This is a genomic window from Archangium gephyra (genome assembly GCF_042230915.1).
Taxonomy (GTDB): Bacteria; Myxococcota; Myxococcia; order Myxococcales; family Myxococcaceae; genus Archangium; species Archangium gephyra_B.
This window is the reverse complement of record NZ_CP102578.1, coordinates 5,523,227-5,547,706: the sequence shown is the minus strand read 5'-3', so window position 1 is coordinate 5,547,706 and position 24,480 is coordinate 5,523,227. Positions and strand designations below refer to the sequence as shown.

Sequence of the window (24,480 nt, the reverse complement as noted above, 5' to 3'; positions counted from 1 at the left end):
TTGTGAGAGGTTTGGCACGAGCCGAGTTTCAGGCCGCTCCGATGCAGCGTGCCGGAATGCGCGCGGATCAGGGGTACGAGGGGGGACCACGAGCGGGACGAGGCCAGGGGCGAGCGTTCGAGGTGTGTGTTGGGGCGCGCCGGGTTCGTTCGCGGCGCCGGGTGGGATATGGAACTGTTCCCCGTGCACCTGTTGGTGCTGGTGGTGATGATGAACCGGTACGTGCTCGGCCCGCTGCTGCGGCGGGTGCGCGGCCGTTGGGTGGATGCCACCGATGATGGCTATCAGCCGACCGTTACGGTGGTGATTCCCCTCTTCAACGAGGGCGAGGGCATCTACCACGCCGTGCGCAGCCTGCTGGAGCAGGACTACCCGCACGACAAGCTGAGCATCTGCGTGGTGGACGATTGCTCCACCGACGACAGCCTTGCCTGGGCGCTGCGCGCGGCCGAGGGCCACCTGAACGTGAAGGTGATGCGCAACCCGCACAACATGGGCAAGCGCAAGGGCATTGCCCGGGCGGTGCGCGAGGCCACCGCCGAGCTCATCGTCTCGGTGGACTCGGACGTCGTGGTGCACCCCAGCGCCGTGCGTGAGCTGGTGCGCCGCTTCGTCAGCCCCCGCATCGCCGCCGTCGGTGGCCGCACCTACGTCGCCAACCGTCATCAGAACTGGATGACGCGGATGATTGAGATCAAGTTCTACTTCGCCCAGGAGTGGCTCAAGGACCTGGAGCGCAGCTTCCGCTCGGTGCTCTGCCTGTCCGGGTGTCTCACCGCGTACCGGCGCCACGTGCTGCTGGAGCTCGACCCCATCCTCGAGGCGCGCAACATCGCCGGTGTCCCCATCAAGTACGGGGAGGACCGGTTCCTCACGCGGCAGATCGTGAAGGCGGGCTACGAGACGGTCTACACCACGGCGGCCTGGTGCCAGACGGCCGCGCCGGCCACGTTGGCGGGCTACTTCTCGCAGCAGTTGCGGTGGCGGCGCTCCAACCTCGTGGACATGATCTGTGGCCTGAGCCACGCCTGGAGGCTGCACCCGATCGTCGGTGTCCACTACGTGTCACAGCTGGCGCTGCTGTTGTCTTATCCGGTCATCATCATCCACAACGTCCTCAACGGGCAGTTCTGGGGCGTGCTCCTGCTGCACATGCTCGTCATGGGAGGCATGGGGCTCATCTACCGGATCGACAAGAGGCACCTGCCGCCGGAGATGCGCGTGTCGGCGCTCTCCTTCCTGCCCATGGGGTTGCTGATGCCCATCACCTACGCGCTCTTCACGCCGCTGGCGCTCTTCACGCTGGACTCGGGCAGCTGGGAGACCCGGGGCAAGCCGAGCGCCGCGGCCGGAGTGCCACCGGAGAGCGCACCGCCTTCGGACGGTATGGCCGACACCATTGCCCCCACCCGGGCGGCTGGAGGGGGTTCGACACCATGAATCAGCGCATCGTCAACAAGCTCAACACCGTCGCGGTCAACGCCTACAAGGCCCTGGGCACGGTGCTGCTGGCGCTCATCCTGGGCGGCCTCGTCTCCTATCTCGGCGTCCAGGTCTTCTTCTTCGTCAACCACTCCTGGCTGGCCCCCACCGTGGTGTCTCCCACTGATCCGCAAATCCTCCAGCTCAACACCCAGCTGGCGCAGCAGGCGGCCTCGCGCGACAAGCTGCTGGCGGACCGCAGGGACCTGGAGGCCCGGCTGGAGCAGGCCGAGCGGCTGCTGGGCTCGGAGAAGGACTTCCAGGCGCGCTTCCGCGTGGCGCTGGGCAGCGAGCGCACGGCGCGCGAGAAGGCACTGCGCCGGCTGGCCTCGCTGCGCCGGGAGTACCAGCTGGCGGCCGAGGAGATTTCGGAGTCCAACCGGGCCTACGCGGGCATGGCGCGCACACGCACCGAAGCGCTCTACAACGCGCGGATGCTGGAGCGCGAGGAGCACCTGACGGCCAACCACCAGTTGGCGCAGCTGGCGCAGAGCAACCTGTCGCTGGCGCAGGGCACGACGGAGCTGCAGACGAAGCTGGAGGCGGTGAAGCGCGAGCTGGATGGCTTCGACGCCTCGCTGGGCGGCAAGAGCGCGGGGCTCACCACCGAGGTGCTGCTGCTGGAGCGGGAGTACACGCGCTCGGTGCTGGAGGTGGCGCGGGCGGAGAGCGAGCGCGAGCACCTCGAGGAGAGCCTGAAGTCGCTGGACGAGGCGGTGGCACGCTACGACGCGCTGCTCGCGTCCATCCGCAGCTCGCCCTGGCTGGAGGCCATAGAGCAGGGGCTGACGGTGGGCTTCGTGCCGTACGAGAACCTGGAGAACGCCGGGCCGGGCACCCCACTCTACCGGTGCGCGCTGAAGCTGGTGTGGTGCCAGGAAGCGGGGATGGTGGGCCAGGTGCTGCAGGGCGAGGTGACGGTGAAGCACCCGGTGCGCCAGACGCTGCTGCGCGGGGTGATGGTGGAGCTGAAGCTGCGGGACGAGCGCTGGGCGCGGGACGAGCTGCTGGTGCTGGGGCGGCCGCCGCTGCTGCTGTAGGCCGGAGCACGGAAGGAGACGAGCATGCGGTGGGCGGTTGCATGGAGCGTGCTGGCCGGCCTCGGAGCGGGGGTAGCGGGGGCCCAGGAGCTGGAGGGCGAGGCGCGCGAGCCGGGCTATTGCGCCTTCGTGCGCGGGGTGGGTGACGCCGAGTCGGCGGTGCTGCTGGCGCCGGAGGTGTTCGCCAGCGTGGGCGTGGTGAACTCGGGCGACGCTGGCTGGAGCGAAGGCGGGCCCCTGGGCGGCCCGACACCGCGCATCATCGCGGGCCTGGACTATGACTTCATGGGGCTCTACCGGGGACTATCCATCCGCCGCCGGGCCCAGGCCGAGTGCGAGCGCTACCGGGCGCTCTCGGCGCTCCGGGCCGCGGCCAAGCGGGGCACCGACGTGGGCGCCGAGGCCGCGCTGGCCGCCCGCGCCCAGGTGCTGGAGACAGCCCTGCCCGAGGCCGGGCAGTTGCTGGCCTCGCTGCGCGAGGACGTGAAGGCGGGCCGGGCCACCCTCGAGGAGCTCAACGCCCTGCAGTTGCGGCTGGATGGCCTGCAGGCGCTGGCGTACCAGACGGCCAAGGAGCGCGAGCGGCTCGCCGCCCTGCCCCGCCCCACCGAGCGTCCGCTGTCCACCTGGCTGCAGGACTTCCGCGCGGCGGATGCCCGGGTGGAAGCGGAGTCCGCCACCCTGCGCAGCGCCTCGGCCTGGCGGGTGCGGCTGCGCGGTGGGTACGACGAGCTCATCAACGTGCCGCAGGAGGTGCCGCTGTTTGGCTCGTTGACGGTGGCCTACAACCTGGGAAACCTGTGGCAGCCGTCGGCCAACGCCCGGGCGAGGGAGGGACGGCGGCGCCTGCTCGAGGAGGATGTGGAGGGCGTCAGCCAGGAGGTGGCCGGGCTGCTGCGTGAGCTGCGGGCGGGACACTCGGCCGAGGAGGCGCGCCTGCGCGAGGTGTCGGTGCTGGTGACGGACCTGGAGGGGCAGCTGCGCGACATCCAGGCCATGGAGACGGCGAAGGTGCGCCGTTACCGCGACTACCTGGTGCTGGAGCTGGCGCGGCTGCGAGCCGAGCAGGCGTGGCTCAAGACGCGCGTGGCGGAGCTGGGCCGCTTCCTGGGTGAGGAGCGGCCCTGATGACCCGGCCGCTCCTGCTGGCCTCGCTGTAAGAGGCCCAGGCCCCTGCTCACTCCTTCAGGAGCGGAAGGGGCCCCGTGCCGTCGTCTCCGAAGCGGCTCACGCCCACGCCCACCGAGTCCAGCATGGAGATGAACAGATTGGCGATGGGCTCCCCGGTGTAGCGCACGTGCCGTCCCGGCGTCACCGCGCCCCCTCCGCGCCCCGCGAGCACCACCGGCATGTCCCTGTGCCCGTGCGAATTGCCGTCCGCCAACTCGCTGCCGAAGTACACCAGCGAGTTGTCCAGCAGCGTCGCCTCGCCCTCCTGGACGGACTTCATCCGCTGCAGCAGGTAGCTGAACTGCTCCATCTCCCACCGGTCTATCTTCGCGAGCGCCGCATGGTTCTCCGCGTCGTTCTGGTGGTGCGAGTACCTGTGGTGCCCGCTCGTCAGCCCGAGGAAGTCGTACACCCGGTCGCTGCGCCCGTTGCCGAGCATGAAGGTCGCCACCCGCGTCAGGTCGCACTGGAAGGCGAGCACCATCAGGTCGCACATCACCTTCGTCTTCTCGCGCACGTCCTCCGTCTGCTCGGGCCTCGGGCCCTTCGCGCACACCATGGACTGCTGGTCGAGCGTTGCCACGCGCAGCTCCAGCTCGCGCACGCTGGTGAAGTACTCGTCCAGCTTGCGCTTGTCTCTCGCCCCCAGCCGCTGCTTCAGCGCCCGCGCGTCCTCGCTCACGAAGTCCAGGATGCTCTGCTCATACGCCTTGCGCCGCTCGACCTGCGCCCGCGTCGCGTCCGGGTCGAAGCCCGCGAAGAGCCGGTCGAACACCGCCCGCGGGTTCGTCTCCTTGGCCTGGGGGCTGGTGGGCCCCGCCCAGGAGATGTTGCGCGCGTAGGCACAGCTGTAGTTGTCGTCGCACGCGCCCGTCCCGTCGCCTCCGTCGTTGCCCAGCTCCAGCGAGGGCAGGCGCGTCTGCGAGCGCAGGGCGCTGGCGGCGATCTGATCCATGGAGACGCCGGCGCGCACCTCGGCCACATCGTCCGTGTAGTGAACCTTCGCGCACGAGAGGAAGGCGCCCGTGCCCGAGGCGTGGTTGCCGGAGTGTTCCGACCGTCCCGGCTCGTGCGACAGCCCGGAGAGCACCAGCACGTCGTCCTTCACCGGCGCCAGGGGTTGCAGCGTGGGCGACAGCGTCCAGGCACGCCCAGTCCCCTTGGGCGTCCAGTTCGGCATGAAGATGCCGCAGGGCACGTAGAAGACGGCCAGGCGGCGCGGCGCGGCTCCGGGCCCGGCCGCCCGGGCCATCGAGGGTTGCATCTGCTCCAGCACGGGCAGCGCCATCAGCGCCCCCAGGCCCCTGAGCAACGTCCGCCGTGACAGCTTGGAATTCTTCATCGTGAGCCCTCCACGTCCGAGTCCCCCGCCTCCCCGCGGCGGTGGGTAAAGGCCTCGCTCCGGGTGAGGAAGAGGATGAGGTCCGACAGCCGTCCCCCCCGCTCACCGGCCTTGTTCATGACGTCCTCCAGCGTGCAGGCATCCGCCTGCGCCGGCCCGCGCCCCAGCCCGTAGACGAGCAGGTGCTGGGTGATGCAGCGCTCCAGCGCCGGGTCCGCCTTGAGGAGGGCTCGCAGCTCCACCCCGTCCTTGAAGTGGAAGCCTCCGGGCAGCTCGCCGCTCGGGTCCACCTGAGCGCCGCTCACCTCTTCCTTCCGCCGCCACGCGCCCACCACGTTGAAGTTCTCCATCCCGTAGCCGATGGGGTCCATCAGCTTGTGGCACCCCGAGCACGCCGGGTCGGTGCTGTGCTGGGCCATGCGCTGTTTGATGCCCATGCGAGGGTCCACCGGCGGCGGCAGGCCCTCCACGTTGGGTGGAGGGGGCGGTGGGGCCTTGCACAGGAGTTGCTCGAGCACCCAGAGGCCCCGCTTCACCGGCGAGGTGCGGTCCGGGTGCGAGGTGACGGCGAGGATGGAGCCCTGTCCCAGCAGGCCCGCGCGCTCCGGGTGCGCGGAGAGGTCCACCCGCGTCATCTGGCCCGTGCCCGGCGAGGGCAGGCCGTAGTGCTGGGCGAGCCGGTCGTTCACATAGGTGAAGTCCGCGTCCAACAGCTTGCTCACCGGATGGTCGCCGAGGAGGAACTCGCGGAAGAAGAGCCGCGTCTCCTGGCGCATGGCCTCGCGCAGCGAGTCGTCGAAGGGATAAATGAGCGGATCCGGGTGGAGCGAGTCGAGCGCGCGCGTGTACAGCCACTGGCCGGCGAAGTTGTCCACCAGCGCCTCGGACTTCGGGTCCGCGAGCATCCGGCGCACCTGCCGCTCCAGCTCCTCGGGCGTGTGCAGCGTCCCCGCGTCCGCCGCGGCCAGGAGCGCCTCGTCCGGCATGCTGCTCCACAGGAAGTACGAGAGGCGGCTGGCGAGCTCATGGCCGTTCAGCGGGTGCGGCGTCGTCGAGGCCGGGTCCGGGTCCAGCTCGACGCGGTAGAGGAAGTGCGGCGAGAGGAGCACGGCCCGCAGGGCCAGCTTCATGCCCGCGTCGAAGCCATCGCCGTGCGCGCGCGCCAGCGGGAGGAAGGCCAGCAGCCGGTCCACCTCGGCCGGGGTGACGGGCCGGCGCCAGGCGCGGCGGGCAAAGCGCTCCAGGATGAGGCGTCCGCAGGGCAGCGGGTCCGCCGGGTCCGGCGTGCAGGTGCGCAGCCGTGCCCAGGAGGCCTCCACGAGCTTCTCCGCCGCCGCCGAGTACTTCTCCATCAGCAGCGGTCCCAGGCTGAGCACGTCCGCGTTGTTGTCGAAGCCGTAGCCGTGGTCGTCGGAGGGGAAGTCGCGCGCCGGGCGCGTGGTGTCTCCCAGCAGATCGCGCACCGTGTTGTCGTACTCGGCGCGGTTGAGCCGGTGCAGGGTGACGCGGCCCGGGTCTTTCGGGCCCCGGCATGCGGTCTCCCCGGGGGGCGCGTTCGTCTGGGATTGCGGGGGGGGCAACACCTTCGCCTTCGGCAGCTCGTTGCTCGTACATCCGGCGAGCAGGAGCGCACAGGCCGTGCCCGTCAGCGTCCTCCTCCAGCCGCGTGAAACCAGCGTGTACACGTCGCACCTCCTCCTCGCGGAGACTCGGGGGTGGATCCTGAGCAATTTCCTCACCACCCCCCTCCGTCGGCCTCCATACGGGCGGCCGTGACCGCGGGGCAGCGCGGTGTCGGGAACGCATCGGGCGGGTGGGAAGGCAGAGGGCAAGGGAGGGAAGCGGAGTACCTCGGGCGGGCCGCCGCATGCGTCACGGTGGCCGCCCTCCCGCGGTGGTGGCTTCACGGGTTGGCTGAACACCCGTGTGTCTTCTTCATCGGTCGGCTCCTCCAGGAGCGGACACGGGAGGGCACGTCCTCCCGGCCTGCCGTGAGAACAGACATGGGGGAATTGGAATTCAAACACCGGGTGGGCGTTGAGAGCCGCAACACAAGGCTCGTCTCTCGCCCGCAGGCGCGAGGGATTGCGCCTTCCACTCAACCAAGCAAGCGGGACCCGCCACAAGGGAGGCTCCTGCCACGCCAAGGAGACCGTTCCCGGGCGTGGCGATTGCCTCGCGCGGGGCCCGCTGGAGGAAACGACCTTTGCGGAAACTTCAAGTGGCAGGCGCTGTGACGACCTTCGCACTCCTGCTGACGGCGGGCTGCGGCAATGGCGCAACTGGAGAGGAGAGCTCGCCGGATGACTTCTCTCCGAGCACCAGCGTCTCTCCCGGCACCAGCCCCTCCGCGCCCGCCGCCGGACCTGTTGCCCTCCCCGCCGACCCCTCGGGGCCCACCCCCGGCACCGAGTCTGGCGCCCCCGGCACGCCCGAGCCCGGCACTCCCGCGGCCCCTGCCGAGCAGGCGGAGGGCCTTCCCACCCCCAGGCGGACGCTCACCGCACGCAGCCTCGACGAGCTGCGGAGCATGATTGCCTCCGCCCTCCCGGGTGATCGCATCGAGCTCGCCGACGGCACCTACACCAACAAGACCCCCATCCAGGTGTCGGTCCGGGGGACGGAACAGGCTCCCATCGTCATCACGGCGCGGACCGTGGGCGGGGCGAGCATCGGCGGCTCCTCGAGCTTCCTGGTGAAGGGCGCCTCCCACGTCGTCCTGCAGGGCTTCAAGCTGACGCACGAGGTGAAGGAGGGGGACGTCGCGCTGAAGATCGTCGGCTCGAACCACGTCCGCCTCACCCGGAACGAGTTCGCCATCAAGGACACGACGGCCAACAGCACCTGGCTGAGGCTCGAGGGCGCGGGCAGTGGCTACAACCGCATCGACCACAATTCCTTCCACGACAAGACGAGCTCCAACGTCTTTCTCGCCGTCTATGGTGACGCGCCGGACGGCGGCCTGGGCATCTCGCAGCACGACCGCATCGACCACAACTACTTCCACAAGCTGACCCTCGACGAGGAGGGAGGCGAGTGCCTGCGCGTCGGCGACAGCAAGCGCGGCCCGCTCAGCGCGCACACGCTCGTGGAGGCCAACCTCTTCGAGGAGTGCAACGGTGACCCCGAGGTCATCTCCAACAAGAGCTCGGAGAACGTCTTCCGCGGCAACACCCTGCGCAACAACAAGGGCTCGCTGGTGCTGCGTCACGGCAACAAGACCGTGGTGGACGGCAACTTCCTGCTGAACAACGCGGGCGGCATGCGCATCTACGGCCACGACCACCGCATCATCAACAACTACATCGAGGGCAGCACCGGCACGGGCGCCCAGGGCACGCTCATCCTCAGCAGCGGCTGCACCGAGCAGGACACGGGCAAGGGCACGGACTGCAGCGTGGCCTCCCGCGTCACCGTGGCCTTCAACACCCTGGTGGGCAGCAAGCCGACCCACCTGGTGATCGGCTCCTCGACCTCGAGCCGGCCCATCCCGGCCCGGGACCTGCGCGTCGAGAACAACCTCCTCGTCGGTGAGCAGGGGAAGCTGGTGAGCTTCGATCGGGCCCCGAACGGCTTCACCGCCACCGGCAACATGCTCTGGGGCGCGGCCTCGCCCGGCGACATGCCGTCCGCTGGCTACGTCCGGGTGGACCCCAGGCTGGTGCGTGCGATGGATGGCCTGATGCGTCCCTCCGCTGGAAGCCCGGCGGCCGGCGCGGCCCGCCCCTCCACGGGCGGCCTGGAGCTCACCACGGACATGGATGGCCAGGTGCGCAACGGCGCGCTGGACGTGGGCGCGGACCAGGCGGCGAGCGGCCCGGTCCTGCGCCGTCCGCTCACCCCCGCGGACGTCGGCCCCCTGGCCCCCTAGGGCTGGAGCAGCAGACCCCGGACGCGCAGTGCGTTGACCCGGTCCAGCACGAACTGCTGGAAGAACAGCGCACTGTGTCCGTCCCCGTCCGAGGCCAGCGCGGGAGAACTCTCGCTGGTGGGACCGTGCACGAGCTTCTCTCCACCCGGGTCCAGCACCGTGCCGTCCGGGCCCACGCGGGCCCCGGCGAGGTCCAGCCTGAGGAAGCCGAAGCGCGGCGTCTCCTCCCACACCACCCGGTAGTGGTCTCCATCGAAGATCACGCGGGGGTTGCTCCTCTGGAGCAGGGGCGCCGTCGTGGTGATGGGGAGGTTCTCGGGATCGAGCACGACGCCCTCCCGGTCCACCCGCGCCCCGAGGACATCGAAGGTGCCGGGAGTCGCGCGGGAGTCCAGCCAGGTCACCAGGCTCCGCAGGCCATCCGAGGCCACGGCGGGCTCGCGCATCTGCTGGGGGCCGGTGGAAAGGACGAGGCCCTCCGGGTCGAGCACCTCTCCGCCCGTGCTGACGCGCGTGCCCTGGATGCTGAACGTCTCCGTCTGGGTGGAGTAGTCGAAGTGGAGGCTCCGCCAGACGGCCAGGTACTGGCGCCCGTCATACGCCACCGCGGGCGTGCTCTGGAAGTCGCCAAGGGGCGAGAGGCGGATGCCGGAGGGCTCCAGCACCACGCCGCGCCGGACCCGCGCTCCGTGGATCTCCGGCCGTTCCTCCTCGGGCTCGTTCGTCCAGACGACCAGCGCGCCCTCCCCGGAGGAGGCCACCGCGGGCTCGCTCAGGACTTCCCGCGGCGTGGCGGTGGCAATGGGAATGCTGGAGGTGTCGAGCAGCCGTCCCCCAGGGCTCACCCGCGCGCCGCGGATGCCGGAGCGGCCCCCTTCCAATTCCGACTCCTGCCACACCACCAGGAAGTCCTCCCCGTCGAAGGCCACCGCGGGGCGCTCCGCGAGCGGACCCCCGGGCAGGAGGATGGGCTGGCGATCCAGGAGCCTGCCGTCCCGCCGCACGCGCACGGCGTACAGCCGCGGGGCCGCGTCGGCGGGGAACTCGCGCCAGACGGCCAGGTAGCGGCCCTCCCCGTACGCCACCGCGGGAGTCTCCTGCCGGTTGGGCGAGCGGCTGAGGATGCGCGCGTGCGAGTCCTTCGGCTTCCCGCTGGTCGAGACGCGCAAGCCCAGGATGTGGCTGGGAAAGCCGGTGGTCCCGCTGAAGGCGACGAAGTATTGCCCGCAGCCGTAGGCGATGGCGGGGTTGAGCTCGAAGGGGAAGTCGCCGCTCGACAGGCGCAGACTGCCGGGGTCCAGCACCGCGCCGCCCTCCGTCACCCGGGCCCCGTGGATGCGGAAGTCCCCCGTCCGGCGATCATCCCACACCACGAGCGACCTGCTCCCGCCCTGGTGGGCCACCCGGGGATTGCTCTGGAAGCTCGGCGCCGTGGAGATGGGGATGCCCTCGGGGTCGAGCACCGAGCCATCCCGCTCGACTCGCGCCCCGTAGACGTCCGAGTCTCCCAGGTGGAAATTGCGGAAGTCATCCCAGACGACGAGGAAGTGTTCTCCGGTCCAGGCGACGTCCGACCGCTGCGGCCTGCTCTCCGCCGTACTGATGGGAAAGCCGCCCGGGTCGCGCAGCGTGCCGTCCGCCTTCACCCGGCCGCCGAAGAGGGTGGGGAGGGTGCCGCTGCGGCGGAAGTCCGTCCAGACGACCAGGAACTGGCCGCCATCCCAGGCGATGGAGGGAAAGGACACGCCAAAGCCGCGCAGGGAGAGCATCAGGGGCTGCTCGTCGGGCGTCGTGAGGTCACGCCGCACCCGCGCGGCCGCGAGGTGGATGTTGGAAACCTCCCCCGCGAACAACTCCCAAGCGACCAGGCACAGCTTGGGGCCACAGGCGAGCGCGGGGTATCTTCCCGCCCCCGTCTCCGTGAAGAGCCTCACGGGCGAGGCCTCGCGCAGGCGGCCGTTCGAGCGCACGTGGATGCCGAAGAGGCCCGTCCCATCCCCCGTCCACACCACCAGGAAGTCCCTTCCATCGTAGGCGACGGCCGGCGTTCCCGCTTCGAGCTCGCTGCCACCGGGATTGAGGGCGATGCCCACGGGATCGAGCAGCGTGCCGTCCGGCTCCACGCGCGCGCCGAAGACGCCGCCCTCGCGCTCGTCCAGCCAGACCACGAGGAAGCGTTCCCCGTCGAAGGCCACCGAGGGCCCCGATTGGGCCGTCACCCGTGGCTCCGGCTCCGGCCTGCTCACGTCGATGAGCCTCCGGTCCTCGGCGTGGGCGGCGCGCACCTCGCGAACCACCTCCTCCGGGTCGAACGGTACACGGCCCTCCTCCACGGGCGCGGCGTCTTCCCCTGGCGCGGACGCCTCCGGGGACTGTCCGCAGGCCACCACCAGCAATGCACCCAGGAGCAGTCCAGGCCAGCATGCCCGGACATCCCCCTCCCGCACTTGTCGTCCCATCCCTGCCCCCCCTCATGCGCACCGCTGCGGCAACTTCATTCCCGCGCCGTCCGCGCCCCCCCGCGGACGTCGGCCCCCTCGCCCCCCTAGGGCTGGCCGGGGGCGCCGGCCTCCTGCTGATCACACGCCGCGGGTGCGGAGGTGACCGTGATGGCCTCGTCCGTCTCGGCGGGCCTCCACACCCGGATGTGATAGCCGCGGCCCGCGGCACAGGCGAGCACCTCGAGCCCGTCCGGCTGCGGCGAGGCGGAGACGCGGGCCGGCGACGTGGCGTTCAGCCCACTGGTGAAGAGGGTCGCGTAGTGGGCCTGGGCGCCCTGGCGCCGGTAGACGAGCACCGTCGACTTCTTGCGCACCTCGTAGTCCTCCGAGTACCACCCGTCGTACGGCCGGGTGGCCCCGGACACCGTGGAGACGGACAACCCCTGGGGCTGGGCCTGGGTGACCTGGAGGACGCGCCTGCCCGTCTCGTCGGTGACGGAAGCGGAGGTGCCCTGCGGGGAGACCGTGAGGTCCGGCTGGAACTGCCAGCGCTGCTCGAAGCGGTGCGAGCCTTGCGAGGTGAGCCGGTCCAACACCAGGACCACGTCCTTCTCCAGCAGCATCACCGCGCGCCAGTGGTGCACCCCCTCGTACAGCGAGTGGGAGCCCGACTGGTAGAGCCACCCTCCCCCCTGTGCGGACAGGCCGGGACTGGCATTGCCCGCGCGCTGGTCCAGCCCGTCCACCGTCACGGTGTTGTGAGCGCGGGTGCTGCGGAAGTAGGACTCCTCCTCCCCCGGCTCCTCGGTGAACATCCCGGAGTCGGTCAGCAGCGTGCGCCCGGCCGAGTAGAGGACCACATTGAGGGCGTCCAGGTGGCTGTGGTCCGTGCGGTAGGGCCCCATGTCGAAGACCAGGTGCGTCTGGGCCCTGTAGTCCAGGTCGGGATCGAACGAGGAGCGCAGCACGGCGACGCCGGAACTCTCGAAGAAGGCGAGGCGCTCGGTGGGCGCGCTGCCGCACATGCCCGCCGTCAGCATGTGGGCCAACTCGGGGAAGACCGCGCCCATGCGCGCGAGCAACACCGGTTGGTGCTTGCGCACCAGCAGGCGCTGGCTCGCCCCGAGCATGGGGATGCGCCCGTCGGGCTGCACGACGTAGGAGGCAAAGCGCGCCATCCGCTCCAGCACGGGCCACACCTGCGGGGGCAGCTCCACGCCGTGGGTCCGGGCCCACTGCGCCACCTGGTACACCTGGGTGAAGACGTAGAACTGGTAATAGGCGGAGTTCTCGATGATGAAGCCGTCCGGGCCGATGATGTCCGCGAGCAGCTTGTCGTAGCGGCTGAGCGCCAGGTCGCGCCAGCCGGACGCACCCGGGAAGCGCGGGAAGTTCTCCGCGATGAGCAGCAACGCCGCCGCTTCGGCGAACCCGTGGTTGAAGCCGGCCTCGAAATGCTCCGGGTCCTCCAGGAAGCGCGCGTCCTCGCGGATGAGCTGCTCGAGCAGCTTCGCCTCCTGATTGGAGAGGGCGCCCGCGTGCTTGAGCTTCCAATACGAGTTGACGAGCACCATGGCCCGGTAGGCGGTGCCGTGTTTGTCCTGGCTGAAGGCGGACTTCCTGCCGTCGGCGGCGAAGCTCCTGAAGACGTCCATGAGCTTGTCGCGGTAGCGCTGATCGCCCGTCTCCCGGAAGGCCCACAGCAGGTGGGCCGTGGGCCGCAACCCGTAGAAGACGTAGCGCCAGAACTTCTCGTCGTAGGGGTCCTCCGTCCAGGTCAGCGGCGGCGGCAGGTGGACAGGCTCGAACCGGGGAACGGGCCAGGTGTCGTCGAGGATGAGGTTCGCGCTCTCCAGGTCCCCCTCGTCCAACCACGCGTAGGCCACCTCCTTTCCGAAGACGTGGCCCTCCACCACGCACGCCTTCCCCTCACAGCCCTTCTTCTGAGCCGGGTTGGCCGCCTCGTGCCCGCAGACGATGTTCAACACCTGCGCCGAGGAGAGCTTTTCCGCCGGCTCCTGCTCCGTCCTGCAGTGCGTGAGCAGCCCGAGGAATACAGCACCACAGACGGCCCTCAATCCCATTCGTCTCGGCATGTCTCATCACTCCGTTGCGAGAGGGGCGAACAGTCCGGTCCCCGCGAACATCGCCGGACCTACTCCACCCGGATGAAGGCGTCCGCGCCGCCGGGGGCGATGGGCCCGCGGCCGAGGCCCACCTGCGGCAACAGCGAGGCACACTCCGGGTCGTCGGCGCTGGAGAGGCACCCTGCAACGGGGTCCGTCATCCCGTCCGCGGAGCTCTCGAAGTCCGTCTGCGCGAAGAGCGCGGCCACGTCGAAGACGACCCGGCTCTGCCCCGGAACGAAGCCCTTGAGGAAGAGGGTGCTCTGGTTCTCGGCGCTGCAGTTGACGCCGATGTCTGGCGTCCCCGTGCAGCCGTCGGCACGGAGGTGGAAGACGTAGGGCCTGTTGCCCCCCGCGCGGACGTCGAGCCGGAGGAACCTGTAGCCGTTCGTCAAGCTCCACCACATGCTGGGAACATTAAGGGGTGGCTCGACCCATTCCACATTCTTGTGGTTGAGCTCGGGGGGCACCCCCAGCGTGAACTCCACGCCGGTGTAGTCATCGAAGTCGGGCACGAGGCCTACCACCTCGGTGCGGATCTCCGGGCTGCCCGTGTTGCAGGTGCCGGTACCGTCCTCGAAGTCCAGCATGGCGATCGTCTCGCGATACCGGCGCCCCTTGCGCATGACGACCGTTTCGCGCTGCCAGCGGCCATCCTGCTCCAACAACAGGGGATACCTGTCTCCATTCTCGCGAACCAGCGCGACGCTGCGGACATACGCCTTGAAGTCCAGCAACTGGAGGGTGGTACCCGAGGCACCGATCTTCTCGTAGGTCGCATCGCAGCGCAGGGGCTCGCCGCGCACCTGGGCGGCGAACTGGATGGAGACCTGACGCTCCCCACCACAGGCGAGCAGGAGCGCGGGCATCACGAGCACGGCCCAGCCCCGTCCCAACGCGGCCAACCGCCCCGCCTTCCTCCGCTCTCGCAACCGCTCCCATCCCGGATACATGCGCGCCCCCTTCCGAGTGTGAACCTGGGCCCCGCGGCCCCGTTGCACGCGGCGTTTCCCTCGGAGGGAATCCTGCGCTCCCCACCACTCCGAGACGCTCCGTGCTCGACGACCACCGCGGGAGCGGGCGGCTGCACGGAGCGTACCCGTCAGGGCGGCCAGAAATGTGATGCCCAGCATGACAGCGCAAGTGCCCTCCGGGCAGAACACCGTGGCAGTCAGGCGGCCGTGTCCTTCTCTTTCCAGGGAAGCGCGCATTCCCGAGTTGAGGATCCAGCTACCCTTGATGGGCAATCCTCCGCCTCATCCCCGGGGGCGATACGGACGCAAAGCGACAGAGCCCCTCTCGACAGGAGGAGAATCTGGGGAAGGAGGACGCTCCCACCGCCCCGCGGGGCACTTGTACGAGGTCTGGCACGAGCCGACTTTCTGGCCGCCTCGAAGCACCGCGCTGGAACGTGCGAGGACCGGGGACACGGGGGACACGCGAGCGGGACGATGCCCTAGGCGGGCGGCAGGGGTGTGTGTTTGGACGCGCCGGGCTCATCCTCGACGCCGGATGGGATATGGAACTCTTCCCCGTACACCTGTTGGTGCTGGTGGTGATGATGAACCGGTACGTGCTCGGTCCGCTGCTGCGGCGGGTGCGTGGCCGTTGGGTGGATGCAACGGATGACGGCTATCAGCCGACCGTTACGGTGGTGATTCCCCTCTTCAACGAGGGCGAGGGCATCTACCACGCCGTGCGCAGCCTGCTGGCGCAGGACTATCCGCACGACAAGCTGAGCATCTGCGTGGTGGACGATTGCTCCACCGACGACAGCCTTGCCTGGGCGCTGCGCGCGGCCGAGGGCCACCTGAACGTGAAGGTGATGCGCAACCCGCACAACATGGGCAAGCGCAAGGGCATTGCCCGGGCGGTGCGCGAGGCCACCGCCGAGCTCATCGTCTCGGTGGACTCGGACGTCGTGGTGCACCCGAGCGCCGTGCGTGAGCTGGTGCGCCGCTTCGTCAGCCCGCGCATCGCCGCCGTCGGTGGCCGCACCTACGTCGCCAACCGTCATCAAAACTGGATGACGCGCATGATCGAGATCAAGTTCTACTTCGCCCAGGAGTGGCTCAAGGATCTGGAGCGCAGCTTCCGCTCGGTGCTGTGCCTGTCCGGGTGCCTCACCGCGTACCGGCGCCACGTGCTGCTGGAGCTCGACCCCATCCTCGAGGCGCGCAACATCGCTGGCGTCCCCATCAAGTACGGGGAGGACCGGTTCCTCACTCGGCAGATCGTGAAGGCGGGTTACGAGACGGTCTACACCACGGCGGCCTGGTGCCAGACGGCCGCGCCGGCCACGTTGGCGGGCTACTTCTCGCAGCAGCTGCGGTGGCGGCGCTCCAACCTCGTGGACATGCTCTGTGGACTGAGCCACGCCTGGAGGCTGCACCCGATCGTCGGTGTCCACTACGTGTCACAGCTGGCGCTGCTGCTCTCGTATCCCGTCATCATCATCCACAACATCCTCAACGGGCAGTTCTGGAGCGTGCTCCTGCTGCACATGCTCGTCATGGGGGCCATGGGGCTCATCTACCGGATCGACAAGAGGCACCTGCCGCCGGAGATGCGCGTGCCGGCGCTCTCCTTCCTGCCCATGGGGTTGCTGATGCCCATCACCTACGCGCTCTTCACGCCACTGGCGCTCTTCACGCTGGACTCGGGCAGCTGGGAGACCCGGGGTAAGCCGAGCGCCGCGCCGGCCGAGAGCGCATCGCCCCCGGCAGGCACGGCCAACACCGTTGCTCCCACCCGGGCGGCTGGAGGGGGTTCGACACCATGAATCAGCGCATCGTCAACAAGCTCAACACCGTCGCGGTCAACGCCTACAAGGCCCTGGGCACGGTGCTGCTGGCGCTCATCCTGGGCGGGCTCGTCTCCTACCTCGGCGTCCAGGTCTTCTTCTTCGTCAACCACTCCTGGCTGGCCCCCACCGTGGTGTCTCCCACTGATCCGCAGATACTCCAGCTCAACACCCAGCTGGCGCAGCAGGCGGCCTCGCGCGACAAGCTGCTGGCGGACCGCAGGGACCTGGAGGCCCGGCTGGAGCAGGCCGAGCGGCTGCTGGGCTCGGAGAAGGACTTCCAGGAGCGCTTCCGCGTGGCGCTGGGCAGCGAGCGCACGGCGCGCGAGAAGGCACTGCGCCGGCTGGCCTCGCTGCGCCGGGAGTACCAGCTGGCGGCCGAGGAGATTTCGGAGTCCAACCGGGCCTACGCGGGCATGGCGCGCACACGCACCGAAGCGCTCTACAACGCGCGGATGCTGGAGCGCGAGGAGCACCTGACGGCCAACCACCAGCTGGCGCAGCTGGCGCAGAGCAACCTGTCTCTGGCGCAGGGCACGACGGAGCTGCAGACTAAGCTGGAGGCGGTGAAGCGGGAGCTGGACGGCTTCGACGCCTCGCTGGGCGGCAAGAGCGCGGGGCTCACCACCGAGGTGCTGCTGCTGGAGCGGGAGTACACGCGCTCGGTGCTGGAAGTGGCGCGGGCGGAGAGCGAGCGCAAGCACCTCGAGGAGAGCCTGAAGTCACTGGACGAGGCGGTGGCACGCTACGACGCGCTGCTCGCGTCCATCCGCAGCTCGCCCTGGCTGGAGGCCATAGAGCAGGGGCTGACGGTGGGCTTCGTGCCGTACGAGAACCTGGAGAACGCCGGGCCGGGCACCCCACTCTACCGGTGCGCGCTGAAGCTGGTGTGGTGCCAGGAAGCGGGGATGGTGGGCCAGGTGCTGCAGGGCGAGGTGACGGTGAAGCACCCGGTGCGCCAGACGCTGCTGCGCGGGGTGATGGTGGAGCTGAAGCTGCGGGACGAGCGCTGGGCGCGGGACGAGCTGCTGGTGCTGGGGCGGCCGCCACTGCTGCTGTAGGCCGGAGCACGGAAGGAGACGAGCATGCGGTGGGCGGTTGCATGGAGCGTGCTGGCCGGCCTCGGAGCGGGAGTGGCGGGGGCCCAGGAGCCGGAGGGCGAGCCGGGCTACTGCGCCTTCGTGCGCGGGGTGGGTGACGCCGAGTCGGCGGTGCTGCTCGCGCCGGAGGTGTTCGCCAGCGTGGGTGTGGTGAACTCGGGCGACGCTGGCTGGAGCGAAGGCGGGCCCCTGGGCGGCCCGACACCGCGCATCATCGCGGGCCTGGACTATGACTTCATGGGGCTCTACCGGGGACTGTCCATCCGCCGCCGGGCCCAGGCCGAGTGCGAGCGCTACCGGGCGCTCTCGGCGCTCCGGGCCGCGGCCAAGCGGGGCACCGACGTGGGCGCCGAGGCCGCGCTGGCCGCCCGCGCCCAGGTGCTGGAGACGGCCCTGCCCGAGGCCGGGCAGTTGCTGGCCTCGCTGCGCGAGGACGTGAAGGCGGGCCGGGCCACCCTCGAGGAGCTCAACGCCCTGCAGTTGCGGCTGGATGGCCTGCAGGCGCTGGCATACCAGACGGCCAAGGAGCGTGAGCGGCTCGCCGCCCTGCCCCGCCCCACCGAGCGTCCGCTGTCCACCTGGCTGCAGGACTTCCGCGCGGCGGATGCCCGGGTGGAAGCGGAGTCCGCCACCCAGCGCAGCGCCTCGGCCTGGCGGGTGCGGCTGCGCGGCGGGTACGACGAGCTCATCAACGTGCCGCAGGACGTGCCGCTGTTTGGCTCGTTGACGGTGGCCTACAACCTGGGAAACCTGTGGCAGCCGTCGGCCAACGCCCGGGCGAGGGAGGGACGGCGGCGCCTGCTCGAGGAGGATGTGGAAGGCGTCAGCCAGGAGGTGGCCCGGCTGCTGCGCGAGCTGCGGGCGGGGCACTCGGCCGAGGAGGCGCGCCTGCGCGAGGTGTCGGTGCTGGTGACGGACCTGGAGGGGCAGCTGCGCGACATCCAGGCCATGGAGACGGCGAAGGTGCGCCGTTACCGCGACTACCTGGTGCTGGAGCTGGCGCGGCTGCGAGCCGAGCAGGCCTGGCTCAAGACGCGCGTGGCGGAGCTGGGCCGCTTCCTGGGTGAGGAGCGGCCGTGATTGCCCGGCCGCTCCTGCTGGCCTCGCTGTTGGGGCTGCTCGCGCCACCGGCGACGCCCGGAAGAGCCATGAAGAAGACGCCGGAGGAAGGCCCGCTCACCGCGAAGCGGATGAAGGCGACACAGGGGAAGCTGGAGCCCGTGTCGGGGGGCCGCCTGCGCATCGAGGAGCCGAAGGTGCGGGCCGTGGTGTCCTCGAGCGAAGGGCCAAGGGCCCAGGCACTGGCAGCCGGGGTGGAGAGGGACACGCGGGTGGCGGAGCTGCGCTTCACCTACCTGGGGGCCACGCGCGAGCAGAAGCCGCTGCAATCGGGCGAGCTGCGGCGGCAGGTGGGGCTGAAGCTTCGGGCGCGGGATGGCTGCAACGTGGTCTACGTGATGTGGCGCCTGGAGCCGAAGGCGGGCCTGGTGGTGTCGATGAAGCACAACCCGGGGATGTCCCGCTCGGACGACTGCGGCAACGGCGGCTACCAGACGGTGAAACCGCGGAGCAAGGAAGCGGTGCCCGGGATGGAACCGGGAAGCAGCCACATCCTGCGAGCGGAGCTTCAGGGCGCGGAGCTGAAGGTGCAGGTGGACGGCAGGTCCGTCTGGGAGGGAGTGCTGCCAGCCGAGGCGCTCACCTTCGACGGGCCGGTGGGCCTGCGCACGGACAACGGCCGGTTCGACGTGGAACTGCTCTCCACGCCGTAATTTCCCCTCTCCCACCGGGAGAGGGACAGGGTGAGGGTATGGGGTGTAGCCGGGTTCCCACCAACTCACGGATATCAGCGCTGATGAGCCCTGCTGCTTGGCGACCTATCTCCTTCGAGAGACAATCAGGAACTCAATCGTGCTGAGGATCTCCTCCAGCCGCGTCACTACGTCCTCGGCGAGAAAACGAACAACCAAGTAGCCCGCACGCTGCAGCACGACGTCTTTGCGGCGGTCGCGGCGGAATGCGTCGGAGTTGCGAAAGTGGTAGTATCCATCGATCTCCACCGCCAGCTTCAGTTCGCGGCATAGAAAATCCACTTCAACCGGGCGCTCCCCTCCCCCCACCTCCACCCGCTCGTTGCGAGAGAAGAGGTCTTTGGTCACAGGGTTATGTTGGAGCACTTCATAGAGAAAGTGCTCGGCACTGCTGAGCGTGCGGGCTGAGCTTTCTCTGAATCCAGCATCAACGCTCTCGGCATGAACGGCTTCATTCATGCTGTGCAGCGGCTGACTATCAATCTTACTGAGCAGCGTTCTAGAAAGGACCAGCAGCTCATCCAGCTTCTCATCATCTGGTCGTCTCATGGATTCGGGAGAACCGCCAGGCATCTTCGAAACTCTTTGCAGTTCTTTTTCGAAGCTGGGCCACCACATCCCGAAAAACTCGCGCAGGCTGTCTGCGGTGAGCGGTTTATCCTCTACACTATTGATCATCTGAAGGAGCTCAAAGGTCCCTTCCTTATTGGCAAGCTTCGCTTGAAACTGACCAAGCGGCAGAGGGAGATCTCCGGGCCTTTCGTATCCTAGGAGGTAGGGTGCCACATGGCTCTGGCTATTTGCGCCCACCTTTTTGGAAATGGCTCCAGCCTCGAAATTGAGCCAAGGCTCGCAGTGATTCTCCGGCGTGACGCAGAGAATACCAACACTTGACTCATCCAACTTCTGTGCCAGTTCAACATCCCATCGCTGTCCGGCCAGTACATCTGTCGCGGACATCCAGGGCTCGCAGTTCTGGATGACCTTGGGGAGCCAGTTCTTGAGTGCCACCGCAATGGCCCGGCTTCGCTCTTTTGACCAGCACAAAAAGACTTTCATGAGGTCCTCCACTCAAGGCCCTGGTGATGAGGACTCACATCGCGGGCGGGCGTTCCGCCGAAGCCTCGCGCTTCTCGTCGTCCTTCTCCCGGCCGAGGCACTCGGCCTTGATGGAGCACCCGTTGGTGCCGCAGCTGCCGCCGTCCTGCAGGTCGAAGCGCCAGCGGTGGCGGGGGCACACGAGGTAGCGGCCCTCCTCGACCCAGCCCTCGCGCAGATCCGCGCCCTGGTGGGGGCAGTAGCGGTTGACGGCGTAGCGCTGCCCGCCAGCGGTGACCACGGTGCGCTCCTTGCGCGACTCGGTGGCCAGCGTGGTGTCGCACATGGCGCGCAGGTCCTCGATCTCCGCGGCGAGGAAGTTGTGCAGGCTGGCGTCGTAGACATCGGGCGAGCGCGAGGCCCGGAAGCGGAACGACAGCAGGAAGTCCTCCCAGTTCAGCTTGCGATCCAGCACGCGCACGATGTCCGCCGCGCTCGAGATGAACGTGTACCGGCTCAGGTCACGCACCTCGCTGACGACCTCCACGCGGCGCGAGCGGAAGTCCACGCGGATGAGCTGCCCGGGCAGCTCGAGCAGGCCCAGGTACAGGGGCGTCATCACCCGGTCCGCCAGCGAGAAGGCCTCCAGCTTCTGCTGCATCTCCTCGCGCAGCCGCAGGTGGATGCGATCCACCTCCTCGAGCATCAGGTTGCGCCGCCGCTCGCGGAAGACGCGCGTCTGGAGCGCGGCGTAGGAGCGCAGGTACTGCGAGACGTTCTCCTCGGTGACGCGCTCGGGGGCCAGCGACACCATGTCGCCAATGCCCGCGTCGAGCACATCCCCGGGCATGGGCTCGAGCAGGCGCGGCGTCTGTCCCGCCAGCCGGTGCTGGAGGAAGGTGAAGAGCTCCGAGGCGCGGGGGAAGATGTTCACCGGCTCGAGGTTGATGTGGAAGAGCGAGGGATCCAGGAAGCAGGCCGGGCCGGCCGAGGCCAGGTAGACGCGGGGCCGGACCGTCTCCATGGCGCGCGCCACCGCCTCGAACTTGCTGCCCCGCTTCTGCCGCGAGTGCTCGGCGTACGCCTCGCGCGAGTAGTCGTAGCAGGTGGGGTGCCAGATGGCGCCCGAGAACTGGGCCGTGAAGATGTCGATGGGCCCTTCCTCCGCGACGACGGCCGGCAGCCGATCGTGGATCTTGCAGTCGTTGAGGTTGAGGAAGCAGTGCCCGTCGGCCTGGACCAGCAGCGCCGAGTCCCGGTTGGTGCCCGAGTCGGTCAGGTAGAGCTTCAGGTAGCCGCCCTTGAAGGGCACCTCCTGCGAGTCCTCGCAGGTGATGATGCGCTTGGCCCCGTAGGCCACGAACTCATCCCGGAGCGCCGTGCGGCGGAAGCGGCCGATGACGACGGTGAAGTCCCGCTTCGTCAGGGTGCGCAGGAAGTCGGGATCGTAGTGATCCTTGTGCTCGTGGCTGATGTAGAGGAAGCGCTCCTTGGGCGAGTGCTCGAGCTTCTCTCGCACCATGGGGGCGAGGTCATGGTTGCGCGGGAATTGCATCCATGCCGAGTCGAACGCGCCATGAGGGGACAGCCATGGGTCGGCCACCACCAGGGCGTGTTGGGTTTCGATCAGAAAGCCAGCATGCCCAAGGAACGTGATCTGCATGGAAGGATCCCCCGCGAGGTCCGGGCCCCACGGACGAAGCCCGGAGTGACGCCACCGGACGTCCAGTTGCGCGGCCGATGGAGCCGGAAGGCTGGTGTGGGGGAACAGTTGTGGCCATCGGCCCCGAAGTACGAGGCCAGGGTCCACCAGCGAGCAGAAGTCTCGCAACGTGCATGAAAAAGGCGCGGGGACGATGGAAATGCCCGCGCCCTTCCCGTCATCGGAGGTGGGGCCGCCCCACCCGACCTACTCGGTGATTTCCCGCACGCTCAGCCACTTGAAATCCACGTCCGAGGCGCTGTCCCAGCGGAAGGTGGCCAGGGGGCCGCCCCAGGTGATGGGCATGGCGTCCACGGAGCCACCGCAGTGGGTGGCGTCGCCGCCAATCTGGCCGGCATCCGTCGTGTCGTAGACCTTCTTCCACGTCACCTTGTCGGCATTCTCGTTGAGCCAGAGCTCGAGCTTCACCGCGGGCTTCCCGTTGGAGGTGGTGTTGCGCATGATGGACTTGAAGCCCACCCAGCGGCCCTTGAGCGAGCTGGTGCCCGGCTTGTAGGGCACGCTGTCGTAGCTCACGTGCCAGGACTCCTTCTCCCAGCGGACACGGCCGTCGTAGTGGAGGCCGCCCTTGTACGAGGAGCCCTCGCAGGCCAGCGAGTCGGTGTGGCGGCCCCCGCGCGCGTACCAGGCGAAGTTGTCGCTCCAGTCGTTGGCGGCGTTCACCTTGACGAAGCCGGTCATCTCCACGTTCTTCCAGTCGTTGGCGGCCTGCATGTAGCCACGGCTGGCCAGCACGTCCCGGTCATACGTGGGGATCTTGGACGAGGAGTAGCCGGTGGAGGTGAGCGCGTGCATGCGCACCTGGGTGCTCTTCATCTTCCAGGAGCCGTCCGCGTTGCGGGTGATGGTGTCCTGCGGGTCGAAGCGCGTGTCCGCCAGCGCGTTGTCCTTGAGGAGCCACGTCTCGCCGCCCGCCTTCGTCGGGTAGATCATCTTCACGCCGAAGACGTCCGCGTCCGACCTGGGAGCCGGCTCGGGCGCGGGAGCCGGCTCGGGCGCGGGAGCCGGCTCGGGCGTGGGAGCTGGCTCGGGCGTGGGGGCTGGCTCGGGAGTTGGAGTGCTGGGGGCCGGAGTGGGAGCAGGCGTCCCGGTGCCCGGCTGGTCCGGCAGGTCTCCACCCATGCCATCACCATTGAGGCTGGGAGGCGTCTGCGGCTCCAGGCCCTGCTCCGCGGAACCACAACCAACGGCGGACACCAGGAAGGAGGCGCAGAGGGCGGAGAGAAGTCGGTATCGGATCAACGATGGAATCTCCATGCGAGGGGGCCGTGAGGCGGGGAGTCCACGAGGCGCTCCCGATGGCGGAGGGAGGGCGGCGCGGATGGCTCCACGCCCGCTCACCACCCCAGCGACCGGCCAGGTGCTCACGAGCCCGGTGGACAGTCAGGTCCTGCCGGTCTTCGGGCCTCTGAACACAAAGCGACAGTCCATCATCCCGTCCCCCGGTCCCGGCGCCAGGCTCGCCTGTCTGGGCCGGAGGCGTGGAGCCGAGCGGCCGCCATCCTTCGGTTTTTCCGAAGGAATGAGCCCTGATTACCTATTTGCCGAATGATTGCCGGACCTTTAATTCATTCAGGTCGGACGCAGACACACCCGTGAGGAGACGACACCGAAGATGAAGAACCAGATCAAGACGCTCCTGCTGCTCGGCGTGCTGTCGGTGGTGCTCATCACGATCGGCGCCGCGCTGGGCAAGGGCTTCCTCATTGGCGCGCTGGTGCTGTCACTGGCGATGAACCTGGGAGCCTATTTCTACTCGGACAAGCTGGTGCTGAGCATGCACGGGGCGCAGGAGGTGAGCCCCCGGGAAGCGCCGGGCCTGCACCGGATGGTGGAGGAGCTGGCGCAGCGGGCGGGCATCCCCAAGCCGCGCGTCTTCCTGATGCATGAAGCGCAGCCGAACGCCTTCGCCACGGGCCGCAATCCGGAGCACGGCGTGGTGGCGGTGACGGCGGGCATCCTGGAGGTGCTGGACGAGCGGGAGCTGCGCGGCGTGCTGGCGCACGAGATGGCGCACATCAAGAACCGGGACATCCTGGTGTCCACCATCGCGGCGGCGGTGGCTTCGGCGGTGACGTACCTGGCGCACGCGGTGGGCCTGTTCGGCTCGATGTTCCTGGGCCGGGACGAGGACGAGGGCGAGGGCCTCTCGCCGCTGCAGACGTTGGCACTGGCGCTGGTGGCGCCCATCGCGGCCACGCTCATCCAGATGGGAATCTCGCGGTCGCGCGAGTACCTGGCGGACCAGACGGGCGGGGAGATCTCCGGGGATCCCGAGGCGCTGGCGAGCGCGTTGCGCAAGCTGGAGGCCGGGGCCATGGCGTTGCCGGTGGAGGGGCGTCCGGCCACGGCGAGCCTGTTCATCGTGAGCCCGTTCGCGGGGATGCAGAGCATCCTGTCGCTCTTCTCGACGCACCCGAGGACGGAGGAGCGCGTGCGCAGGCTGCACGAGCAGGCGTCGCGGATGCCCGCCACCCGCGGTTGGAGCGGTGGCGCCCTGCCCTTCGCCCGCTGAAGGCCTTTCACACACTTC

Annotated in this window: 17 protein-coding genes; 9 read left to right on the top strand and 8 right to left on the bottom strand. The window is 69.1% G+C overall.

The features are described from left to right. The first annotated feature begins 168 nt into the window (after nucleotides 1-168). From NR798_RS21760 to NR798_RS21750, 3 genes are read left to right on the top strand one after another with little or no spacing between them, the layout of a single operon-like run. Entirely contained in the window at nucleotides 169-1,440 is a 1,272-nt protein-coding gene (locus NR798_RS21760) for a glycosyltransferase (protein WP_375773409.1), read from the top strand. Further along, complete coding sequence (locus NR798_RS21755) at nucleotides 1,437-2,522, top strand: hypothetical protein (RefSeq protein WP_375773408.1); 1,086 nt, start codon at nucleotides 1,437-1,439, stop codon at nucleotides 2,520-2,522. The genes NR798_RS21760 and NR798_RS21755 overlap by 4 nt, the downstream gene beginning before the upstream one ends. 24 nt (nucleotides 2,523-2,546) lie before the next feature. Further along, a complete protein-coding gene (locus tag NR798_RS21750; protein WP_375773407.1) occupies nucleotides 2,547-3,650 on the top strand; it encodes a hypothetical protein in 1,104 nt (367 codons plus the stop codon). A gap of 49 nt (nucleotides 3,651-3,699) precedes the next feature. Here the strand turns inward: NR798_RS21750 and NR798_RS21745 are convergent, their stop codons facing one another. Together NR798_RS21745 and NR798_RS21740 are read right to left on the bottom strand one after the other, a co-directional pair. Further along, nucleotides 3,700-5,034, bottom strand: coding sequence for a DUF1552 domain-containing protein (locus NR798_RS21745; RefSeq protein ID WP_375773406.1), 1,335 nt, complete (start codon nucleotides 5,032-5,034; stop codon nucleotides 3,700-3,702). Then, nucleotides 5,031-6,719, bottom strand: coding sequence for a DUF1592 domain-containing protein (locus tag NR798_RS21740; RefSeq protein WP_375773405.1), 1,689 nt, complete (start codon nucleotides 6,717-6,719; stop codon nucleotides 5,031-5,033). The genes NR798_RS21745 and NR798_RS21740 overlap by 4 nt, the downstream gene beginning before the upstream one ends. A 548-nt stretch (nucleotides 6,720-7,267) precedes the next feature. Here NR798_RS21740 and NR798_RS21735 point away from each other — a divergent pair. After that, nucleotides 7,268-8,905 (top strand): chondroitinase-B domain-containing protein, encoded by a 1,638-nt coding sequence (locus tag NR798_RS21735; protein ID WP_375773404.1) that lies wholly within the window; start codon nucleotides 7,268-7,270, stop codon nucleotides 8,903-8,905. On the opposite strand, the gene NR798_RS21730 is transcribed toward NR798_RS21735, so the two are convergent. The 3 genes from NR798_RS21730 to NR798_RS21720 form a co-directional block, all read right to left on the bottom strand. After that, on the bottom strand, nucleotides 8,902-11,364 hold the full coding sequence (locus NR798_RS21730; RefSeq protein ID WP_375773403.1) for a hypothetical protein: 2,463 nt from the start codon (nucleotides 11,362-11,364) through the stop codon (nucleotides 8,902-8,904). The genes NR798_RS21735 and NR798_RS21730 overlap by 4 nt on opposite strands. Nucleotides 11,365-11,450: 86 nt before the next feature. Next, on the bottom strand, nucleotides 11,451-13,442 hold the full coding sequence (locus NR798_RS21725) for a heparinase II/III-family protein (RefSeq protein WP_375773402.1): 1,992 nt from the start codon (nucleotides 13,440-13,442) through the stop codon (nucleotides 11,451-11,453). Between the two features lie 59 nt (nucleotides 13,443-13,501). Then, nucleotides 13,502-14,377, bottom strand: a complete 876-nt coding sequence (locus NR798_RS21720; RefSeq protein WP_375773401.1) for an MbnP family copper-binding protein — start codon at nucleotides 14,375-14,377, stop codon at nucleotides 13,502-13,504. A gap of 614 nt (nucleotides 14,378-14,991) precedes the next feature. On the opposite strand from NR798_RS21720, the gene NR798_RS21715 reads away from it, so the two are divergent. The 4 genes from NR798_RS21715 to NR798_RS21700 are packed head-to-tail and all read left to right on the top strand — an operon-like array spanning nucleotide 14,992 to nucleotide 19,147. Beyond that, entirely contained in the window at nucleotides 14,992-16,254 is a 1,263-nt protein-coding gene (locus NR798_RS21715) for a glycosyltransferase (RefSeq protein ID WP_375773400.1), read from the top strand. Then, on the top strand, nucleotides 16,251-17,336 hold the full coding sequence (locus NR798_RS21710) for a hypothetical protein (protein ID WP_375773399.1): 1,086 nt from the start codon (nucleotides 16,251-16,253) through the stop codon (nucleotides 17,334-17,336). Before NR798_RS21715 ends, NR798_RS21710 begins: the two co-directional genes overlap by 4 nt. A 24-nt stretch (nucleotides 17,337-17,360) precedes the next feature. After that, nucleotides 17,361-18,455, top strand: a complete 1,095-nt coding sequence (locus NR798_RS21705) for a hypothetical protein (protein ID WP_375773398.1) — start codon at nucleotides 17,361-17,363, stop codon at nucleotides 18,453-18,455. Further along, complete coding sequence (locus tag NR798_RS21700; protein WP_375773397.1) at nucleotides 18,452-19,147, top strand: hypothetical protein; 696 nt, start codon at nucleotides 18,452-18,454, stop codon at nucleotides 19,145-19,147. Before NR798_RS21705 ends, NR798_RS21700 begins: the two co-directional genes overlap by 4 nt. A gap of 105 nt (nucleotides 19,148-19,252) precedes the next feature. On the opposite strand, the gene NR798_RS21695 is transcribed toward NR798_RS21700, so the two are convergent. The 3 genes from NR798_RS21695 to NR798_RS21685 form a co-directional block, all read right to left on the bottom strand. Next, on the bottom strand, nucleotides 19,253-20,245 hold the full coding sequence (locus tag NR798_RS21695) for a DUF559 domain-containing protein (RefSeq protein ID WP_375773396.1): 993 nt from the start codon (nucleotides 20,243-20,245) through the stop codon (nucleotides 19,253-19,255). A 34-nt stretch (nucleotides 20,246-20,279) separates the two neighbouring features. Beyond that, the gene (locus NR798_RS21690; RefSeq protein ID WP_375773395.1) at nucleotides 20,280-21,887 is read right to left on the bottom strand and encodes a Rieske 2Fe-2S domain-containing protein; all 1,608 of its coding nucleotides are present in this window, start codon (nucleotides 21,885-21,887) and stop codon (nucleotides 20,280-20,282) included. A 246-nt stretch (nucleotides 21,888-22,133) separates the two neighbouring features. Continuing rightward, nucleotides 22,134-23,189 (bottom strand): carbohydrate-binding protein, encoded by a 1,056-nt coding sequence (locus NR798_RS21685; protein WP_375773394.1) that lies wholly within the window; start codon nucleotides 23,187-23,189, stop codon nucleotides 22,134-22,136. A gap of 373 nt (nucleotides 23,190-23,562) precedes the next feature. Between NR798_RS21685 and NR798_RS21680 the strand changes: the two genes are divergently transcribed. Then, nucleotides 23,563-24,462, top strand: a complete 900-nt coding sequence (locus NR798_RS21680) for a zinc metalloprotease HtpX (protein ID WP_375773393.1) — start codon at nucleotides 23,563-23,565, stop codon at nucleotides 24,460-24,462. Nucleotides 24,463-24,480 lie beyond the last annotated feature (18 nt).

Excerpts from the sequence above, each read along its gene's own strand:
- NR798_RS21690 (WP_375773395.1), bottom strand. The coding sequence starts at position 21,887 with ATGCAGATCACGTTCCTTGGGCATGCTGGCTTTCTGATCGAAACCCAA.
- NR798_RS21715 (WP_375773400.1), top strand. The coding sequence starts at position 14,992 with ATGGAACTCTTCCCCGTACACCTGTTGGTGCTGGTGGTGATGATGAAC.
- NR798_RS21755 (WP_375773408.1), top strand. The coding sequence starts at position 1,437 with ATGAATCAGCGCATCGTCAACAAGCTCAACACCGTCGCGGTCAACGCC.
- NR798_RS21710 (WP_375773399.1), top strand. The coding sequence starts at position 16,251 with ATGAATCAGCGCATCGTCAACAAGCTCAACACCGTCGCGGTCAACGCC.
- NR798_RS21730 (WP_375773403.1), bottom strand. The coding sequence starts at position 11,364 with ATGGGACGACAAGTGCGGGAGGGGGATGTCCGGGCATGCTGGCCTGGA.
- NR798_RS21760 (WP_375773409.1), top strand. The coding sequence starts at position 169 with ATGGAACTGTTCCCCGTGCACCTGTTGGTGCTGGTGGTGATGATGAAC.
- NR798_RS21725 (WP_375773402.1), bottom strand. The coding sequence starts at position 13,442 with ATGCCGAGACGAATGGGATTGAGGGCCGTCTGTGGTGCTGTATTCCTC.
- NR798_RS21745 (WP_375773406.1), bottom strand. The coding sequence starts at position 5,034 with ATGAAGAATTCCAAGCTGTCACGGCGGACGTTGCTCAGGGGCCTGGGG.
- NR798_RS21695 (WP_375773396.1), bottom strand. The coding sequence starts at position 20,245 with ATGAAAGTCTTTTTGTGCTGGTCAAAAGAGCGAAGCCGGGCCATTGCG.
- NR798_RS21705 (WP_375773398.1), top strand. The coding sequence starts at position 17,361 with ATGCGGTGGGCGGTTGCATGGAGCGTGCTGGCCGGCCTCGGAGCGGGA.
- NR798_RS21750 (WP_375773407.1), top strand. The coding sequence starts at position 2,547 with ATGCGGTGGGCGGTTGCATGGAGCGTGCTGGCCGGCCTCGGAGCGGGG.
- NR798_RS21680 (WP_375773393.1), top strand. The coding sequence starts at position 23,563 with ATGAAGAACCAGATCAAGACGCTCCTGCTGCTCGGCGTGCTGTCGGTG.